The sequence below is a fragment of the Streptomyces sp. P9-2B-2 genome, assembly GCF_030406865.1.
In the GTDB taxonomy this organism is placed as follows: Bacteria; Actinomycetota; Actinomycetes; order Streptomycetales; family Streptomycetaceae; genus Streptomyces; species Streptomyces platensis.
Map to the genome: position 1 here is coordinate 2,722,663 of NZ_CP129126.1, position 17,552 is coordinate 2,740,214.

Genomic DNA, 17,552 nt, shown 5'->3' on the forward strand with positions numbered 1-17,552 from the left:
GTCAGATGAGAGCGGTGGCCTCCCTGAGGGAGAGGCCACCGCCTTCGGCGTACGCCCGGGCATACGCCGTATCGCCCAGCAGTGCCCGCGCCGCCGCCTCGGTCCGGGCCCGGTCCCGGCGGATGATCTGCGGCGGCACCTGGCCGTCCGCCCGCAGCGCGTCGTACGCACCCACCAGACGCGCCGCGTCCCCACCTCCCGCATCGCCGCGCTCGGCCATCAACACCCGTGCGCCGGTGAGGAGTTGCACCACCGGAAGGTCCGGCGCGACCATCTGCGCCATGGAGTCCTGCATCAGCTCCATGGACTGCCGGAACCTCGGCAGCAGTCCCTCCCGGTGCCCCTCGTCCACATCCAGCGAGATCACCAGAGCCTGAAGCATCCCGGCGAACAGGTCGGGGGCGCGCGGGCTGAACAGCTCATGGACGCGCCGGAGTTCGGCCCGCGCCTCCTGAAAGCGCCCCGTCGCCGTCAGCCACGTCGCGAGGGTCAGCCGCGCGAACGGCTCGGTGTCCCGGCCGCTGTTGCCCTTCGCGGCGTCGGCCAGCACCTCGCGCAGCATCCGCTCACCGGCCTCCGCCTGGCCGTCCTCGATCAGCACACCGCCCAGCCGGCAGCGCAGCAGCAGGATCTGGCCGTGTGCGCCCAGGTCCTCGGCATGCACCATCGCCGCCCGGTAGTCGTCCGCCGCCGCCCCGTACGCACCTCGCCTCTCATGGCTCTCGGCGCGCCCCGACAGCGCCTCGGCCGCGCCCCAGGCGTCGCCGATCCGCAGGAACAGCCGCAGCGCCTCGTCGGCGTCACGGGCCGCCTGAGCCAGCCCACCGGGATGGTCGTTGAAGACCTTGGAGCGCAGCTGGAGGATGTAGGCCAGCTCCCACTCGTAGCCGAAGTCGCGGCAGGCCCGCACCGCGCCGTCGACCAGCGCCGCCAGTTCGTCGACCCGCCCGGTGATCACCACCGCGTAGAACCACATCGCGCCGGGCACCTTGCAGGTCTGCGGCATGCCGGGGCGGTAGGCGGTGAGCATCCCGGCCAGGTCCTCCTGCGCCTCGGGATCGCGCAGCGCCTCGATGTCGCTGTCCCGGCTGGCGAGCGCGACCAGCCGGACCTCACGGCGGGCCTCCAGCAGCTGCTCGGGAGCCATCGGGGGCGGTCCGTCGATGGGGCTCTCGTGCAGGTCGGGTGCGGGTTCGGCAGGCGTGGCAAAGGGGTTGGGGCCGAGGGCTGCGGCCGCGGTCGCCCAGTGCCGGGCATCGCTGCGGTGATCCCGCAGCGACCAGAACCACTGGAGGGACAGCACCAGGCACAGCGCCTCGTGCTCGTCCCCGGCGGCCAGGGCGCGGCGCAGCGCGGTGCGCAGATTGTCGTGCTCCAGCTCCAGCCGCTCCATACCGGCGCGCTGGCCGGGCCCGCGCAGCAACGGGTCGGTGGTACGGGCCAGTTCGCGGTAGGCGACGAGGTGGCGGCGCTCGGCACCGGCGCGCTCCCCCGCCTCGTCCAGCCGCTCCCCGGCGTACTCCCCCACCGTCTCCAGCAGCCGGTAGCGCATCTCCCCGCCGACACTGTCCTTCTCACCGGCCGGCGCCGCCACCACCAGCGACTTGTCGATCAGCGAGCCGAGCAGCCCGGCCACCTCGCGTCCGTCGACCCCGTCACCCGCGCACACCTCCTCCGCGGCGGCCAGATCACACCCGCCGGCAAAGACGGACAGCCGCCGCAGCACGGCCCGTTCGGGCTCATCGGTCAGTTCCCAGGACCAGTCCACGACGGCACGCAGCGTCTGCTGGCGGGGCAGCAACGTCCGGCTGCCGCTGGTCAGCAGCCGGAATCGGTCGTCGAGGCGGTCGGCCAGCTGCCGCGGCGAGAGCAACCGCAGCCGGGCGGCGGCGAGTTCAATGGCGAGCGGCAGCCCGTCCAGCCGGCGGCAGATCTCGGCGCAGGCCGCCGGGTCGTCCTCGATCCGGAAGCCTGGGCGGGCGGCGGCCCCGCGGTCGGCGAGCAGCCGCAGCGCGACCGGGTCGGGCAGCGGCTCGACCGGCCGCAGCACCTCGCCCGGTACGGCCAGCGGCTCCCGGCTGGTGGCCAGCACCGTCACCCCGGGGCAGTCGGCCAGCAGCCGCTCGGCGAGCCCGGCCGCGGCGTCGATCACATGCTCACAGTTGTCGAGGACCAGCAGCATCCGGCGTCCCGCGCAGTGCTCGGCGAGCCGGGCGAGCGGGTCCAGCGCCGTCGGGTCGGCGGCGGCGCGCAGACCCTCCGCGGTGGTGCCGCGGACCACGGTCTCGCGGGCGCCGAGCGCGGTCAGCACCGCCTCGGGCACGGTCTGCGGATCGTCCACCGGCGCCAGCTCGGCCAGCCAAACGCCGTGCGGCCAGGCCTCCGGCGAGGCGGCCGCGGCGGTCTCGGCCCCCTCCTGCGACAGCCGGGTCTTCCCAGCCCCACCGGGGCCCAGCAGCGTCACCAGCCGGTGCGCGGCCAGACCCTCACGGATCGCCGCCAGATCGGCGTCCCGCCCGACGAAGGAGGTGAGCCGGGGCCGGAGGTTGCCGGGGCGGGGGTGGGAGTGGGGTTGGGGCTCGTGGTTCCCGGTGAGGTGGTTTCCAGTGTTGTGGGGCCCGGTGCTGTGGTTCCCGGTGCCGTTGGGCCCGGGTTGGGGGGTTCCGATGCCGTACGCGGTGCCGGTGCCGGTGGCGTACGACGTGCTCGTGCCGTACGACGTAGTCGTGCCGTACGCCGTGCCGAGGCCCGCGCCGTTCAGGGCATGGCCGGTGGGTGCGGTGGCCGGACCGCCGGGTATCAGCGGCGGCGGAGGGTTCGTCGGCGGATGCGATGGCGGGGGCCGGAGCAGCTCCGCGTGCAGGGTGCGCAGTTCCGGGCCCGGGTCCGCGCCGAGGCGGTCGGCGAGGCCGATGCGTATCTCCTCGTAGGCCGCCAGTGCCTCCGCGGTGCGGCCGGCGGCGCGCAGGGCGTGCAGCCGCAGGGCCTGGAGGGGCTCGTCGAGGGGGTGGTCCGCGCACAGCGCGAGGAGGGTGGGCAGCGCCTGGGCGGCCCGGCCGAGGGCGAGGTCGGCGGCGAGGCGGGTGCACTGGGCGTCCAGCCGGCGGCGCTCGGCACGGGCCACCTCGACGCCCGCGTCCGGGAGATCGGCGAGGACCGGGCCGCGCCAGAGCGCCAGGGCGTCATCGAGCAGGGCGGCGGCCCGGGCCGGATCCGCGTCGGCCAGCGCCCGGCCGCCCTCCGCCGCGAGCCGTTCGAAGCGGTGCAGATCGATGGCGTCGGGCTCGGCGCACAGCCGGTAGCCGCCGTCGACCGAAGCGATCTCGGCATGGCCCAGGGCGCGGCGCAGCCGGCCGACCAGTGCCTGGAGCGCACCGGCCGCGTCGGCGGGCGGGTCCGCACCCCAGATGTCGCCGATCAGCAGCTCCGGGGACAGCGCCCGGCCGGGTCGCAGCGCGAGGGCGGCGAGCAGCGCACGCAGGCGTGCGCCACCGAGGGCGACGGGGGTGCCGTCGGCCCGTCCTGCCTGGGTGGTGCCGAGAATTCCGTAATGCACCGGCCCATTGTCGTGCAAGGCGGAAGCCGGCAGGTATCGCCTTTCGATTTCGGGGCACGGGGACCGGGAGGAGGGGCCCGCGGACGCAGCAGTTCCGCGGGGACCGTGCGCCGCGCGCCCCGCCGCGGTTACGGTCGTGGCTGCCCCTCACCAGAACCCGGGAGCCCGCACCATGACCACAGCAATCCGGCGCGCGGACCGTCGCGTCAGCCCGGTCTTCCTCGCGCTTGCCGCCGTCATGGCGGTGTCGGGGTGGGCCGTGTGGAGCGGGGCGCTCGGGGACTACACCGGTGTCGCGGTGTTCTCCTTCGTGGTGTCCGGCTGGGTGGTCTCGCTGTGTCTGCACGAGTACGCCCACGCGCGCACCGCGCTGCACAGCGGCGACATCTCGGTGGAGGCGAAGGGCTACCTCACCCTGAACCCGCTGAAATACACCCATGCACTCCTGAGCATCGTGCTGCCGGTGATCTTCGTGATCATGGGCGGGATCGGCCTGCCGGGCGGTGCGGTGTTCATCGAGCGCGGCCGGATCAAGGGGCGCTGGCGGCACAGCCTGATCTCGGCGGCCGGGCCGCTGACGAACATCCTGTTCGCGGCGGTGTGCACGGCACCGTTCTGGCTGCACGCACTGTCGGGCGTACCGGCCGTGTTCCGCTACGCGCTGGCCTTCCTGGCCCTGCTCCAGGTGACCGCGGCGATCTTGAACTTCCTGCCGGTGCCGGGGCTGGACGGCTACGGCGTGCTCGAACCCTGGCTGTCACGGAAGGTACGGCGGCAGGTGGAGCCGTTCGCGCCGTTCGGGCTGCTGGCGGTCTTCGTCTTCCTGTGGGTGCCGGAGGTCAACCGGGTGTTCTTCGACCTGGTCGACGCGATCCTGAGCGGGCTCGGCGTCTCCCAGCTGGAGACCTACATCGGCCAGGAGTACTTCCGCTTCTGGCAGGACGCACCGCAGCTCCCGCAGACCGGCGGCCTGTTCTGACGGCGGGGCGGCGGCGGCAGCACTGACGGCCAGGCGTCAGGGCGACTGGTCCGGCCGCTCAGCGGGGCGCCGACAGCTCGGCGTCAGGAGTGACGCTTGCGACTGCTGGCGGCGGCCCGGCGACGGCACGGGCCGCCGGACGTCAGCCGGCCGCCCCGGACCGCTGGATCTTCGCCTTGCGGAGGTAGAACCACGCCATGTTGCTGGAGATGCCCGCCAGCAGGATCCAGACGACGCCGAAGAAGCTGCCCTCCACGAAGGCGACGACCGCCGCGGCGACGGAGAGGACGCACACGGCGAGGGCCATCAGGGCGAGTCGCCGGGCCGGGCCGGGCGGGGGCAAGAGGGACATGGGGGGCGGCTCCTGTCGGGAGTGGTCGGACCTCCCCAGTGTCCCCCATGCCGGCGCTCCCCCCGCCCCCTCCCCCTCCTCCCCCTTCGGGGGAGGGGGCGGAGGGTGGGTTCGGGGGTGGGGGGGGGAAGAGCCCACGGCTTTCGCGAGCCTGCGGCTCAGCGAGACCGGGCCCCCTCAGACGTCCGTGACCCGCAGCCCCGCGTGGGCCTTGTAGCGGCGGTTGACCGAGATCAGGTTGGCGACCAGCGACTCGACCTGGTGGGCGTTGCGCAGCCGGCCGGCGAAGACGCCGCGCATACCGGGGATACGGGCGGCCAGCGCCTGCACCACATCGGTGTCGGCGCGGGATTCGCCGAGCACCATCACATCGGTGTCGATCTGCTCGACCTCGGGGTCCTGGAGCAGCACCGCGGACAGATGGTGGAACGCGGCGGTGACCCGGGCGCCGGGCAGCAGGGCCGCGGCCTGCTCGGCGGCGCTGCCCTCCTCCGGCTTGAGCGCGTAGGCGCCCTTCTTGTCGAAGCCGAGCGGGTTGACGCAGTCGATGACGAGCTTGCCGTCCAGCTCGTCGCGGAGCGCCTGAAGGGTCTTGGCATGGCCCTCCCAGGGCACCGCGACGATCACGACATCGCTGCGCCGGGCGCAGTCGGCGTTCTCCGCGCCCTCGATGCCCAGGCCGAGCTCCGCGGCGGCGGTCTCCGCGCGCTCGGCGGCCCGGGAGCCGATGATCACCTTCTGGCCGGCCCTGGCCAGCCGGTAGGCGAGGCCGCGGCCCTGGTCGCCGGTGCCGCCGAGGACGCCGACCACCAGACCGGAGACGTCCGGGAGGTCCCAGGGGTCGCGCTTCAGGGCGGCCTTCGCACGGGTCGCGGCGTTCGGGGACCAGGAAGCGTCAGGAGTAGTCATGACAGCGATACTGTCACGCGCCGGCGGCCGGCCGGTCATGCCCTCGACAGCAATCCGGCCCATACCGTCATCCGTCGCTGTGCTCCTGCATGCCCGCACAGCTATCTCCCCTCACCCCACCCCCTCACGCCTTCACGCTCCCCTCCGTCAGCCCTGTGCGCCAGTACCGCTGGAGCACCGTCATCAGCACCATCAGCGGCACCACGGACAGGAACGCGCCGCCCACCGTGTACTGGTAGAGCACCGGTTGGCGGTCGGCGTAGCCGGTCCAGGAGGTCAGGCCCAGCTGGATCGGGTAGAGGCCGGAGTCCGAGAGCATCACCAGCGGCAGGAAGTAGTTGTTCCAGATGTGCACGAACTGGAAGAGGAAGACGGTGACCAGCGCGGGGGTCATCAGCCGCAGCCCGAGCCCGCCGAAGATCCGGGCCTCGCCCGCGCCGTCGAGCCGGGCCGCCTCCAGCAGCGAGTCGGGGACCGCGGCGGCCGCGTAGATCCGGCACAGATAGACGCCGAACGGGCTGACCATGCTGGGGATCAGCACCGCCCAGTAGGTGTTGGCCAGTCCGATCGCGCTGAAGAGGAAGTAGAGCGGCAGGGCCAGTGCCGTGCCGGGGATCAGCACCCCGGCGAGCACCACGTTGAACAACGCCTCCCGGCCGCGGAACGGGAACTTCGCCAGCGCATAGCCGGCCGCGGCGGACAGCAGGGTGGCGCAGACCGCGCCGGCCCCGGCGTAGAAGAGGGAGTTGGCGAACCAGCGGGCGTAGGTGCCGTGGTCGTAGGTGAGGACGTCGACGAGGTACTCGACGGGGCGCGGATGGTTGGAGAACCAGAAGCCGAAGGTGCCGAAGAGGTCGGCGCTGTTCTTGGTGGCGGAGACGGCCAGCCAGTAGACGGGGACGAGGAAGTAGAGCGCGGCGACGGTCAGCAGGGAGGCGGTGATGATCCGGTAGCGGACCGGGGGCCGGGTCATCCGTGCTCCTTCGCGCGTCCGCCGACCAGCCGCAGAAAGCCGAAGGACAGTACGCACGCCACCAGCGCGAGCAGGACCGCCTCGGCCGCCGCGGCGTGCTGGTTGTTGCCGACGAACGCCTCGCTGTAGGCGTGCAGGTTGGGGGTGAAGCCGGAGTCGATGGCGGAGGCCAGCGGGCGCAGCACCATGGGTTCGGCGAAGAGCTGGAGGGTGCCGATGATGCTGAAGACACCGGTGAGGACCAGTGCCGGCCGGATCAGCGGGAGTTTGATGTGCCGGGCGACCTGCCAGGCATTCGCCCCGTCGATCCGGGCGGCCTCGTACAACTCCCCCGGTACCGCCTTGAGCTGGGCGATCAGCACCAGCATGTTGTAGCCGGTGAACTGCCAGGTGACGATGTTGGCGATGGACCACAGGACGGTGCCGCGGGAGAGGAAGTCGAGGTCCCAGCCCACGGCGCCGGCGATCTTCACCAGCGGGCTGATGCCCGGGACGTACAGGAAGCCCCACAGGATCGAGGCGATCACACCGGGCACGCCGTACGGCAGGAAGAAGGCGCTGCGGAAGAAGGGGACGACGCGGGCGCTCGCGCTCTCCAGCAGCAGGGCCAGGGCGGTGGCGAGCGCGATCATCAGCGGGATCTGCACGGCGCCGAAGAGCAGCACCCGGCCGAAGCCGGTCAGGAACCGGTCGTCGTCGAGCGCGTGCGCGTAGTTGGCGAGGCCCGCGAACACCTCGCGCTCCTGGCCGCCGAGGCCGAGCGGACCGGTCCGTTCGGTCGTGAACAGGCTCTGGTGGAGGGCGTAGCCGATCGGGGCGAGGAAGCAGAGGCCGAAGAGGGCGAAGAAGGGCAGCGTGAACGCGGCCGCGGCGCGGGCGTTGCGGGCCTCGCTGCGGGAGGCGCGGCGCCGGGGGCCGCGGCGGTTCCGGCGGGCCCGCCGCGAGGTCGCCGCCGCCGGCCGGCTCGGGGTGTCCCGGCTCAGCACCTCCCGGCTCATCCGCTCGCCACCTTCAGACCCTTGCCCTTGAGGTCGGCGAGGGTCTGGCGCTGCACCTTGGTCAGGACCGCGCGGAAGGAGCTGCCGTCGGCGAGCGCGTCGGTGAAGGCGTCGCCGAGCCGCTGGTAGAGGGTGTCCACGCCGGGTCCCCACCGCCAGCTGGTGTCGACATGCGCACCGGCGTCCGCGAAGACCTTGCTGTACGCCTGGCCGCCGAAGAAGTCCTTGTCGACGTCGAGGTCGGTGGTGGCGTAGCCGTTCTTGGCGCTGGGGAAGCCGTAGCCGCCGTCGATCAGCAGCTTGATCGACTCCGGGTCGGTGTTGAGCCAGACGGCGAAGTCCAGGGCGTCCTTGGGATAGCGGGCCTTGGCGAAGACGGCGGTGGTGGAGCCGCCCCAGTTGGCGAAGGCCTGCTCGCCCGCCTTCCACTGGGGCAGCGGTGCGGCCCGCCACTTGCCCTTGGTGCCGGGCGCGTTGCCGACCAGCAGGGCGTCGCCCCAACTGGCGCCCACCCAGGCCGGGATGGCGCCGGTTTGCAGATCCTTGTACCAGGCGTTCTGCCGGTCCGGGATGGTCTTGACGAGCTTCTGCCGGACCAGGGACTCCCAGTAGTCGGCGACCCGGCGGGTGGGTTCGTCGTCGAGGTGCACGATCCAGGTGTCGCCGTGCGTCCCGTACCACTTGGCGCCGGCCTGCCAGGCGAGGCCGGCGAAGCGGTTGCCGTTGGTGGGCGCGAAGGTCTCGATCCAGGCGCCCTTCCGGCGGACGGCCTTGGCGGCGGTCTCGTACTCGTCCCAGGTCCGCGGGGTCGGCACGTCCCACTTGTCGAAGAGGTCCTGGCGCAGGAACAGGCCCATCGGCCCGGACGCCTGCGGGATGGCGTAGAGGCTCTTGCCGAAGACGGACTGCTGCCACTGCCAGCCGGAGAACTTGCCCTTGTGGCGGGCGGCGCCGAGCGGGGCGAGGTCCAGCAGCCCGTTGTCGAGGAGGAAGCTGGGGACGACCGGGAATTCGATCTGGCCGAGGTCGGGCGGGTTGCCGGCCTTGATGGCGGCGTGCATCTTCGCGTACTGCTGGCCGTTGACGGCCGACACCTTCTCGACCTCGACCTGGACCTCCGGGTTCTTGCGGTTCCACAGGTCGACGGGCTTGTCGATGCCCGGCACCCAGGACCAGAAGGTCAGGCTGATCCGCTGGCCCTTCTTGCGCTCCTCGGGCGCCCGGCCGTCGGCGTCGTCGCCGCAGCCGGCGAGCGCGAAGCCGGCGGCGAGGGCGGCCGCCCCGCCCAGGACCGTTCTGCGGTGCAGGGGGTTGCTGGTCATGTCGGCTCCTCCACGGGGATGCGGCGGAAGGTGATCGTCGAGTAGGCGCTGACGTCGCCCGTCTCGTAGAGCAGTCCGACGCTGTCGCGGTCGAGGCGGACGAGGTCGGAGCAGGCGGCCGGGAGCCCGGTGACGGTGTGCGGGGTTGCCCGCGGTGCCGGTGCCGTTGCGGGCGACGACCTGGAGGGGGCCCCAGGTACGGCCGCCGTCCGCGTACCGTTTGAGGACGAAGTGGATGGTGCCGGAGTCGGCGGCCGAGGAGACCCGGCCCTCGGCGAAGGCAAGGAGGTCCCCGGAGCGCGCCCGGACCACGGCGGGGATCCGGAAGCTGGTGTACCCCTCGGTCCCGGCCCGGTACGGCACCGATCTCTCGTACGCCATGGGTCACCCCCAATGGGCAAGGACGTAGGATGTCCCTCGTCCTGCGGTGACCATAGGGAGTGCCCAACTGGCCGTCAAGACGGCCCACATGACGCCGTTTTGGTTCGCAACGGGCGCACCGCCACCGGGTGACATCCCGGTGAACGGGATCGGCCGACGCCGCACCGGTGCCCTGACCGCGCACCGCCGCACGCCGCTACGTCACTGTTCGGACAGCCGCCGCCGGATGCCGTCGAAGTGCCGGTGTATGGCCTTGACGGCGCGGTCGCCGTCGCCCGCCTCCAGCGCGTCCACGATCTCCTGGTGCTGACGATGGGTCACCAGCGGGTCGGGCCGGTCGTCGGAGAGATCCTCCCGCACCCGGCGCAGCGCCGCCCAGAACGCGTCCAGCACCTCGCTCAGCAGATGGTTGCCCAGCGAGCGGTACAGGGCGAGATGGAAGGCCCGGTCGGTGGCGCTCTGCACCTGCCCGCCGCGCGCCTCCTCCGCCATCCGCTGCACCAGCCCCTTGAGGACGGCGAGATCCTCGGCGGGCAGATTCCGGGCGACGGCGCCGATCAGGCCCGCCTCCAGCGCCTCGCGGACCTCCATCAGCTCGTACAGGCTCGACTCGCCCTGGTGGTGGCGGACCGCGGCACGGAAGGCGACGCCCTCGACGAACGGCTCCAGGGTGAGCGGGCCGACATAGGTGCCGAAGCCGTGCCGGATCTCCACGATGCGCATGGCCTGGAGGGCCTTGAGCGCCTCGCGCACCGAGTTGCGGCTGACGTCGAGCAGGGCGACCAGCTCGGCCTCGGTGGGCAGCGGATCCCCCGGCGTCAGCCGGCCGTTCAGGATCAGCTGCTTGATCTGGGCCTGCACATCCTCGGACATCGTCCCTCGCGCCATGAATCTCCCTCTCCGCTCCCGCGTCTGCAGTGCCGCCGGCCCTCCGCCACCGGCCCCGCCGTGACCGCTCATCCTTGACCGACCGCCTGTGAACAGGTCTATTGTGCTCGACATAGGACATCCCATGTCCTGTCCGACCGGAGCCCGGAGCCCTCATGGCACTGCCCGCCCCCCTGCACGGCGTCATCCCGCCGGTCTGCACCCCGCTGGACCCGCGCGGCGAGATCGACACCGCCTCCCTGACGCGCCTGGTGAACCACCTCGTCGACGGCGGCGTGCACGGCCTGTTCGCCCTCGGCTCCACCAGCGAGGTCGCCTACCTCACCGATGCCCAGCGCGGCACCGCCCTGGAGGCCGTCATCAAGGCCGCGGACGGCCGGGTCCCGGTGCTCGCCGGGGTCATCGACACCACCACCCCCCGGGTGCTCGATCACGCCCGGACCGCCGCCGCGCTGGGCGCCGACGCCCTGGTGGCCACCGCGCCCTTCTACACCCGCACCCACCCCCGGGAGATCGCCGCCCACTTCCGTCATCTGCGCACGGCCGTGGACCTCCCGCTCTTCGCCTACGACATCCCCGTCGCCGTGCACAGCAAGCTGTCCCCGTCGCTGGTGCGGGAGCTGGCCGAGGACGGCACCCTCGCCGGGCTCAAGGACAGCAGCGGCGACGAGGGCTCGCTGCGCCGGCTGCTCACCGCACTCGGCGGCCGCACCGCCCGGCGCTCCGGCCCGGCCCCCGGCTTCTCGGTTCTCACCGGTTCCGAACTGACCGTGGACGCCGCCCTGTTGGCGGGCGCCGACGGCGTCGTCCCCGGTATCGGCAATGTCGACCCGGCGGCCTACGTACGCCTCTACGACGCTGCCCGGTCCGGCGACTGGGAACGGGCCGCCGCCGAACAGGAACGCCTGGTCACCCTCTTCTCCCTGGTCGATGTCGGCCCGGAGGGTGAGATGGGCCGCAGCTCCTCCGCACTGGGCGCGTTCAAGGCGGCGCTGCACCTCCTCGGTGTGATCGACCGGGGCGCCACCGCCTTCCCCCAACGCCCGCTGAGCGACGACGCCGTGGCGGAGGTAGGACGTCGGCTCACGGAGGCGGGACTACTGAAGCCGGGCAGCTAACCCCGCTGCCCCACACCTCCGCCCGCCCCTCCCCTCACCTGCGCCCCACGCACCCCAAATCCCGTACGGGTGACCCCGGTTGAAACGGCAACCGGAGCGGGCCGTGCTGCGGCAGCATTCCGGAGCATGGATGCCGTACGGGTCGCATTGCTGCGTGAGGTCCTCGCGGGCACCGAGTGGGTTCAGGCCACCCGCCGCTTCGCCGGGGCGCTGCGCGGCGCCGTCGTCCCGCACGGGGGCGGGCTGCTGCTGGTCGGCAGTGCCGCGTACGAGCCCTGGCATCTGGCCGCGCATCTGGACGACGAGGCCGCCTGGTCGGGCCTGCCGGAGTTGTCCCCGACCCTGGTGCGGCACCGCGTTCCCGGCGGGGCGCCGGCCCATCTGGCGGTCGGGCTGGGCCGGTTGGAGGCGGCCGGGCGGGGCGAGACGCTGCTGGTCGTGGCGCCGGAGCAGCCCGGCGCCGAGCTGCTGGAGCGGGTGCACGACGCCCGCCGGAACGGCGCCACGGTGCTCGCCCTCGACGGCGGCGACCGCGATCTGCACGCCCTGGCCCATGACGCGCTCGCCGCGCCCCCGGCCCCGCCCGACGACGCGGCGGCCGGGGCCTCGCCGGACCTCGACCTGGACACCGTCCAGCATCTGGTGAGCGCGGCCGCCGGTGAGAACAGCCTGCCCGCACCCCGCGGCCGCCGCCGCTTCCGCGACCGGCTGGCCCGTCTCGCCGACCAGCTGACCGCACCGCCACCGCCCCGCTGGTAGCCCTCCGCCCCACCCGCGCACCGGAAATAACCCTTTGCTCCGCTCCGCGCCCAAGGGTGAAGGTGCACGGGTGACTTCGGCCGGCCCCCCATCTCCCTCCCCCTCACCGGCCGCCCGGCGGCGACTGGCGGCCCTACTGCCCGACCTCGCGCCCTGGCGCTCCTCGCGCGACTTCCGGCTGCTGTGGTGCGCGGGCGCGATCACGGTCTTCGGCACCTTCCTGACCGTCGTGGCGCTGCCGCTCCAGCTGAAGCAGCTGACCGGCTCCACCCTCGCGGTCGGTGCGCTGGGCGCGGTGGAGCTGGTCCCGCTGGTGGTCTTCGGGCTCTACGGCGGTGCGCTCGCGGACTTCGTGGACCGCCGCCTGCTGATCATCGGCAGCGAGCTGGCGCTCGGCCTGATCTCCGCGTTGCTGCTGCTCAACAGCCTGCTGCCGGATCCGCTGGTGTGGCCGCTGTATGTGGCGGCCGCGATATCCAGCGCGCTGACCGGAATTCAGCGGCCGGCCCTGGACGCGATCGTGCCGCGGATCGTGCGGCACGACCAGCTCGCCGCGGCCGCCGCACTCAACTCCCTGCGCTGGCAGATCGGCGCCATCGCCGGACCGGCGCTGGCCGGCGGACTGCTGGCCCTCGCCGGGCTGCGCTGGGCGTACGCCATCGACGCGGTCACCTACCTGCTCTCGGCGCTGCTGTCCCGGAAGCTGGCGCCGTCACCCGCCGCGCACGACGCCGAGAAGCCGTCGTTGCGCGGGATCGCCGAGGGCGCGCGCTACGCCTGGAGCCGCAAGGAACTGCTCGGCACCTACGCCGTCGATGTGATCGCGATGCTCTTCGCCTTCCCGCTGGCGATCTTCCCGTTCCTCGCCGATGAGCTCGACGCACCCTGGTCGCTGGGCATGATGTACGCGGCGCTGCCCGCCGGGGCGCTGGTGGTGAGCCTGACCAGCGGCTGGACCGCGCGGGTGCACCGGCAGGGCCGGGCGATCGTCCTGGCGGCCGTCGGCTGGGGGCTGGCGATCGCCGCCGCCGGGCAGCTGCGCCAGGTCTGGCTGGTACTTCTGCTGCTGGCCCTGGCCGGTGCCTGCGACATGATCAGCGGCATCTTCCGCTCGGCGCTGTGGAACCGGACCATCCCCGACGAACTCCGCGGCCGGCTGGCCGGCATCGAGCTGCTGTCGTATGCGACGGGCCCGCAGCTGGGCCAGGTCCGGGTCGGCGGGATGGCGGCCCTGATGGGCGTGCGGGCGTCGGTGTCGGCGGGCGGTCTGCTGTGCTTCGCGGGAGTCGGGCTGCTGGCGCTGGGGCTGCCGAAGCTGCGGGCGTACGACTCCCGGACGGATGAGCACGCCCGGCGGATGCGGGAGCGCCGGGCCGCCGCGGAGGGTCCCCCGGCAGGCGACCGGGCGGACGACCGGGCCGGCGACGATGCCGCCCCCGGGGCCGGCACTCAGGACACGGATCCGGCGGCGGTCTGAGAACGGGCCGGGGCGCAGGGCCGAGAGCAGGAGACCTCGCGGCCCGGCCCGGCCGGCTAGTCGCCCTCCGTGCCGGTCTTCCCCTTGCCCGCGTCCATGTCATGCCACTTCGGGTCGGTCTCCCACTCCAGATTCCGGTCGCGGGCGGTCTCCATGGCGTGCGCCGCCTCCTCGCGGGTGGCATACGGGCCGAAGCGGTCTGCGGCGCGGCACTCGGGTCCCTCTTCGACCGTCCCGTGCTTGAGGCAGTAGTACCACTCGCCCGGCTTGCCGACCGTATGCCTCTTGAACAGCGCCATTGCCGCCTCCTGTGGATGTTCCGTGCCACCATCCTGCCCGACGGCCCGCGGATACACTCGCTGACATGTCTGGCCAGTCGCTTCTTGTCCCGGGGAAGATCTCCCCCACCCGCCCCGTCCCCGCCTCGATCCGGCGCCCCGAGTACGTCGGGAAGGACGCACCCACCCCCTACACGGGGCCCGAGGTGCAGGATGCCGAAACGATCGAGAAGATGCGGATCGCCGGCCGGATCGCCGCGCAGGCGATGGCGGAGGCCGCCAAGCTGATCGCGCCGGGCGTGACCACCGACGAACTGGACCGGGTCGCCCATGAGTTCATGTGTGATCACGGCGCCTACCCGTCCACGCTCGGCTACCGCGGCTTCCCCAAGTCGCTGTGCTCCTCGCTCAACGAGGTCATCTGCCACGGCATCCCGGACTCGACCGTCGTCAAGGACGGCGACATCGTGAACCTCGACGTCACCGCGTACATCAACGGCGTGCACGGCGACAACAACGCCACCTACCTGTGCGGCGACGTGGACGAGGAGTCCAAGCTGCTGGTCGAGCGCACCCGGGAGGCGCTCAACCGCGCGATCAAGGCCGTCAAGCCGGGCCGGCAGATCAACATCATCGGCCGGGTCATCGAGTCGTACGCCAAGCGCTTCGGCTACGGCGTGGTCCGTGACTTCACCGGTCACGGCATCAATTCCTCCTTCCACTCCGGCCTGATCGTTCCGCACTACGACAGCCCGCACCACACCACCGACATCAAGCCCGGCATGACCTTCACCATCGAGCCGATGCTGACACTGGGGTCCCACGACTACGACATGTGGGAAGACGGCTGGACGGTCGTGACCAAGGACCGGAAGCGGACCGCGCAGTTCGAGCACACGCTGGTGGTCACGGACACCGGGGCGGAGATCCTCACGCTGCCCTGACGGGAGCGGGGGAACTCTTTACCGACAGCGCGTCGGGAACAGGGGTAGGCTCGTTACCGACAGGACGTCGGGAACGGGTTGACGCGGGCCGTAGGTTAGGCAACCCTAACTTCGACGGCTCGGCGGAGCCGGCCTGTTCCCGTCCTCCCCCAAGCTCTCGAATCCGAGCAGGGGGGACCCCCACCCTCGGTCCCCGGAGGTCCGTCTTGGAAGCGTCCAGCCCGACCCCGTCCGCTCCGTCCGCTCCGTTTTCGACGGTGATCCGCACCGCGTCCCACGAGCAGCACACGGAGGCCGAGAACTCCTCCTTCATGAGCGATCTGCTCGGCGGCCGGCTCGGCGTCCCGGCCTACCGGCGCTACACCGAGCAACTGTGGTTCGTCTACCGCGCACTGGAGGACGCCTCCGCGCCGCTCGCCGAGGATCCGGTCGCGGGCCCCTTCCTCCGCCCCGAGCTGGCCCGCACCGCCGCGCTGGAACGCGACCTCGCCCATCTCGGCGGCCCGTCCTGGCGCACCGGCCTGGCGCCGCTGCCGGCCACCGCCGCCTACGCGGACCGGGTGGCGGCCTGCGCCCGCGACTGGCCGGCCGGCTTCGTCGCCCACCACTACACCCGCTACCTCGGCGATCTCTCCGGCGGCCAGATCATCCGCGGCACCGCCGAGAAGACCTGGGGCTTCGCCCGCAAGGGCGACGGGGTGCGCTTCTACGTCTTCGAGGACATCCCCAACCCCGCCGCCTTCAAGCGGGAGTACCGGGCATTGCTGGACGCGCTGCCCGTCGACGACCTGGAGAAGCAGCGGGTGGTCGACGAGTGCCAGCGCGCCTTCCGGCTGAACAGCGCGGTCTTCCGGGAACTGGGCGAGCAGTTCCCGCTGAGCGCGTAGCGCCCCGGCCACCCGTTCGCCCGTTCTGCGTCAACTACCGCCGGGTGTCTGCTCGTTGAGGGCCTCCGGGGTGGCCGGATCGCCCGCGCCGGCTCAAGGGGTGGCGCGGCGCACCCGTCCCCCTACGGCGATGGTGCCGTCGGAATGGGTGCGGGTGAGGATCCGGGAGCCGGCGCCCTGGCGGATGTCGAGCGGGCGGCCCAGCTCATGGGTCAGCAGTATGGCCGCGGCACCGGTCGCCTCGCCCTCGGCGATCCCCCAAGATCATTCATCCGGACAGTGAACAGCCGGGCCGGGAGGGGGCGACCGGAGTCGGGTGGCGGTGGCTGGAATTCGACGGTCATGGACCCTCGCGAACGAGGACCCTTACCTTGACCGGCGCATGGCGGTTCCGTGACCGGGCACGGGTCAATCCGTAATCAGGCCGTTGTCCATGAGAGCGGGATCACGCCACAGGCCGGGCAGGAATAGGTAAGCCTCGGTTAAGTTAGGGCCGCCTTAGTGGCGACCCCGGCCACTGTCTATCGTTCCGTACGCCGTTTCCGTACATCCGAGCCCGCTTGGAGCCCTGTATGCGTGCCCTTCGTCCCGCCACCGTTGCCGCCATCGCCGCGGCCACGGCCCTCACCGCCGTCTCCGGCTGCGCCGCGAAGAACGACGGCAAAGGGGGCAGCGACAAGGGCACCATCGAGGTGACCGCGAACGACACCAGCTGTGAGCTGTCCGCCAAGGAATTCCCCGCCGGACATGTCCGGTTCGCGGTGCAGAACAAGGGCTCCAAGGTCACCGAGGTCTACCTCTACGCGCCCGGCGACCGGATCGTGACCGAGCGGGAGAACATCGGCCCCGGCACCCGGACGGAGATCACCGCCGAGATCAAGGCCGGTTCGTACGAGATCGCCTGTAAGCCGGGCATGAAGGGCGACGGCATCCGCCAGAAGGTGACCGCCAGCGGCAAGAGCAAGGCCGCCAAGCGCGATCCCGAGCTGGACACCGCGGTCGCCGCGTACCGCAAGTACGTCCAGGAGCAGGCCGACCAGACCCTCCCGGCGGCGCAGAAGTTCGCCGACGCGGTCAAGGACGGCGATGTCGAGACCGCCAAGAAGACCTACGCGCTCTCGCGGGTCGGCTGGGAGCGCACCGAGCCGGTCGCCGAGTCGTTCGGTGACATCGACCCCAAGGTCGATGTGCGGGCCGACGGCCTGGAGAAGGGCCAGAAGTGGACCGGCTGGCACAAGCTGGAGAAGTCCCTGTGGGAGGAGAAGAAGATCTCCGGGGACGACAAGAAGCTCGCGGCGCAGCTGATCACCGACCTCAAGGACTGGCAGAAGCGGGTCGGCAAGGCCGAGATCACCCCGACCAGCATGGCCAACGGTGCCAAGGAGCTGCTCGACGAGGTGGCCACCGGCAAGGTCACCGGTGAGGAAGAGCGCTACAGCCACACCGACCTGCTCGACTTCCACGCCAATGTCGAGGGCGCCGAGAAGGCCTACGAGCTGCTGAAGCCGGTCGTCGCCAAGAACGACCCGGCGCTCGCCAAGGAGCTGGACAAGCAGTTCAAGGCGATCGGCGGGCTGCTCGACGAGCACCGCGACAGCAAGTCCGCCGACGGCTTCGCCTCGTACGAAACGGTCGACAAGGGCGAGCGCAAGAAGCTCTCCGACGGGGTCAACTCGCTGGGCGAGCCGCTGTCCAAGCTGGCCGCCGCCGTGGCCGGCGCCAAGTAGTCCG

The 17,552-nt window shown here is 72.1% G+C and carries 15 protein-coding genes and 2 pseudogenes; 7 read left to right on the top strand and 10 right to left on the bottom strand.

All coding sequences use genetic code 11. The annotated features are described in order from the left end of the window. Window position 1: 1 nt before the first annotated feature. The gene (locus tag QT196_RS11830; protein WP_290354869.1) at window positions 2–3,556 is read right to left on the bottom strand and encodes a BTAD domain-containing putative transcriptional regulator; all 3,555 of its coding nucleotides are present in this window, start codon (window positions 3,554–3,556) and stop codon (window positions 2–4) included. Window positions 3,557–3,728: 172 nt separating this feature from the next. Here QT196_RS11830 and QT196_RS11835 point away from each other — a divergent pair, with 172 nt between their 5' ends. Beyond that, window positions 3,729–4,535 carry a site-2 protease family protein gene (locus tag QT196_RS11835; protein WP_168478819.1) on the top strand — a complete coding sequence of 269 codons (807 nt, stop codon included), beginning with the start codon at window positions 3,729–3,731 and terminating at the stop codon, window positions 4,533–4,535. A gap of 142 nt (window positions 4,536–4,677) precedes the next feature. Here QT196_RS11835 and QT196_RS11840 read toward each other — a convergent pair whose 3' ends face one another. The 7 genes and pseudogenes from QT196_RS11840 to QT196_RS11870 all read right to left on the bottom strand — a co-directional run bounded on the left by QT196_RS11840 (window position 4,678) and on the right by QT196_RS11870 (window position 10,343). Then, window positions 4,678–4,887, bottom strand: a complete 210-nt coding sequence (locus QT196_RS11840; RefSeq protein WP_168478820.1) for a hypothetical protein — start codon at window positions 4,885–4,887, stop codon at window positions 4,678–4,680. A 177-nt stretch (window positions 4,888–5,064) separates the two neighbouring features. Next, window positions 5,065–5,796, bottom strand: coding sequence for an NADPH-dependent F420 reductase (gene npdG / locus QT196_RS11845; protein WP_168478821.1), 732 nt, complete (start codon window positions 5,794–5,796; stop codon window positions 5,065–5,067). 124 nt (window positions 5,797–5,920) lie between these two features. Then, on the bottom strand, window positions 5,921–6,769 hold the full coding sequence (locus QT196_RS11850) for a carbohydrate ABC transporter permease (protein WP_168478822.1): 849 nt from the start codon (window positions 6,767–6,769) through the stop codon (window positions 5,921–5,923). After that, window positions 6,766–7,767 (bottom strand): sugar ABC transporter permease, encoded by a 1,002-nt coding sequence (locus tag QT196_RS11855; protein ID WP_290354870.1) that lies wholly within the window; start codon window positions 7,765–7,767, stop codon window positions 6,766–6,768. Before QT196_RS11855 ends, QT196_RS11850 begins: the two co-directional genes overlap by 4 nt. Continuing rightward, on the bottom strand, window positions 7,764–9,089 hold the full coding sequence (locus tag QT196_RS11860; protein ID WP_266731441.1) for an extracellular solute-binding protein: 1,326 nt from the start codon (window positions 9,087–9,089) through the stop codon (window positions 7,764–7,766). Before QT196_RS11860 ends, QT196_RS11855 begins: the two co-directional genes overlap by 4 nt. Window positions 9,090–9,227: 138 nt before the next feature. Then, window positions 9,228–9,470, bottom strand: a pseudogene (locus tag QT196_RS11865) (sialidase family protein); the annotation flags it as partial. Window positions 9,471–9,671: 201 nt separating this feature from the next. Continuing rightward, window positions 9,672–10,343 carry a FadR/GntR family transcriptional regulator gene (locus tag QT196_RS11870; RefSeq protein WP_190145466.1) on the bottom strand — a complete coding sequence of 224 codons (672 nt, stop codon included), beginning with the start codon at window positions 10,341–10,343 and terminating at the stop codon, window positions 9,672–9,674. Window positions 10,344–10,513: 170 nt separating this feature from the next. Between QT196_RS11870 and QT196_RS11875 the strand changes: the two genes are divergently transcribed. From QT196_RS11875 to QT196_RS11885, 3 genes are all read left to right on the top strand, one after another. Beyond that, window positions 10,514–11,476, top strand: coding sequence for a dihydrodipicolinate synthase family protein (locus QT196_RS11875; protein ID WP_168478824.1), 963 nt, complete (start codon window positions 10,514–10,516; stop codon window positions 11,474–11,476). 126 nt (window positions 11,477–11,602) lie between these two features. After that, the gene (locus QT196_RS11880) at window positions 11,603–12,235 is read left to right on the top strand and encodes a hypothetical protein (RefSeq protein ID WP_168478825.1); all 633 of its coding nucleotides are present in this window, start codon (window positions 11,603–11,605) and stop codon (window positions 12,233–12,235) included. Window positions 12,236–12,359: 124 nt separating this feature from the next. Further along, complete coding sequence (locus QT196_RS11885) at window positions 12,360–13,712, top strand: MFS transporter (protein ID WP_168483689.1); 1,353 nt, start codon at window positions 12,360–12,362, stop codon at window positions 13,710–13,712. Between the two features lie 56 nt (window positions 13,713–13,768). Here QT196_RS11885 and QT196_RS11890 read toward each other — a convergent pair whose 3' ends face one another. Further along, a complete protein-coding gene (locus QT196_RS11890) occupies window positions 13,769–14,011 on the bottom strand; it encodes a hypothetical protein (protein WP_168478826.1) in 243 nt (80 codons plus the stop codon). 65 nt (window positions 14,012–14,076) lie between these two features. Here QT196_RS11890 and map point away from each other — a divergent pair, with 65 nt between their 5' ends. Beyond that, entirely contained in the window at window positions 14,077–14,934 is an 858-nt protein-coding gene (map, locus tag QT196_RS11895; RefSeq protein WP_266730562.1) for a type I methionyl aminopeptidase, read from the top strand. A 206-nt stretch (window positions 14,935–15,140) separates the two neighbouring features. Next, window positions 15,141–15,821 (top strand): biliverdin-producing heme oxygenase, encoded by a 681-nt coding sequence (locus QT196_RS11900; protein ID WP_266730564.1) that lies wholly within the window; start codon window positions 15,141–15,143, stop codon window positions 15,819–15,821. Window positions 15,822–15,914: 93 nt separating this feature from the next. Here the strand turns inward: QT196_RS11900 and QT196_RS11905 are convergent. Then, window positions 15,915–16,079: pseudogene (locus tag QT196_RS11905) on the bottom strand (PhzF family phenazine biosynthesis protein); the annotation flags it as partial. A gap of 314 nt (window positions 16,080–16,393) precedes the next feature. Here QT196_RS11905 and efeO point away from each other — a divergent pair. Beyond that, complete coding sequence (gene efeO / locus QT196_RS11910) at window positions 16,394–17,548, top strand: iron uptake system protein EfeO (RefSeq protein WP_290354871.1); 1,155 nt, start codon at window positions 16,394–16,396, stop codon at window positions 17,546–17,548. The last annotated feature ends 4 nt before the right edge of the window (window positions 17,549–17,552 follow it).

What these genes read in the sequence shown, in the direction of transcription:
- map (WP_266730562.1), top strand. Translation starts at nt 14,077, where the DNA reads ATGTCTGGCCAGTCGCTTCTTGTCCCGGGGAAGATCTCCCCCACCCGC.
- npdG (WP_168478821.1), bottom strand. Translation starts at nt 5,796, where the DNA reads ATGACTACTCCTGACGCTTCCTGGTCCCCGAACGCCGCGACCCGTGCG.
- QT196_RS11835 (WP_168478819.1), top strand. Translation starts at nt 3,729, where the DNA reads ATGACCACAGCAATCCGGCGCGCGGACCGTCGCGTCAGCCCGGTCTTC.
- QT196_RS11870 (WP_190145466.1), bottom strand. Translation starts at nt 10,343, where the DNA reads ATGTCCGAGGATGTGCAGGCCCAGATCAAGCAGCTGATCCTGAACGGC.
- efeO (WP_290354871.1), top strand. Translation starts at nt 16,394, where the DNA reads ATGCGTGCCCTTCGTCCCGCCACCGTTGCCGCCATCGCCGCGGCCACG.
- QT196_RS11850 (WP_168478822.1), bottom strand. Translation starts at nt 6,769, where the DNA reads ATGACCCGGCCCCCGGTCCGCTACCGGATCATCACCGCCTCCCTGCTG.
- QT196_RS11875 (WP_168478824.1), top strand. Translation starts at nt 10,514, where the DNA reads ATGGCACTGCCCGCCCCCCTGCACGGCGTCATCCCGCCGGTCTGCACC.
- QT196_RS11855 (WP_290354870.1), bottom strand. Translation starts at nt 7,767, where the DNA reads ATGAGCCGGGAGGTGCTGAGCCGGGACACCCCGAGCCGGCCGGCGGCG.
- QT196_RS11840 (WP_168478820.1), bottom strand. Translation starts at nt 4,887, where the DNA reads ATGTCCCTCTTGCCCCCGCCCGGCCCGGCCCGGCGACTCGCCCTGATG.
- QT196_RS11880 (WP_168478825.1), top strand. Translation starts at nt 11,603, where the DNA reads ATGGATGCCGTACGGGTCGCATTGCTGCGTGAGGTCCTCGCGGGCACC.
- QT196_RS11890 (WP_168478826.1), bottom strand. Translation starts at nt 14,011, where the DNA reads ATGGCGCTGTTCAAGAGGCATACGGTCGGCAAGCCGGGCGAGTGGTAC.
- QT196_RS11860 (WP_266731441.1), bottom strand. Translation starts at nt 9,089, where the DNA reads ATGACCAGCAACCCCCTGCACCGCAGAACGGTCCTGGGCGGGGCGGCC.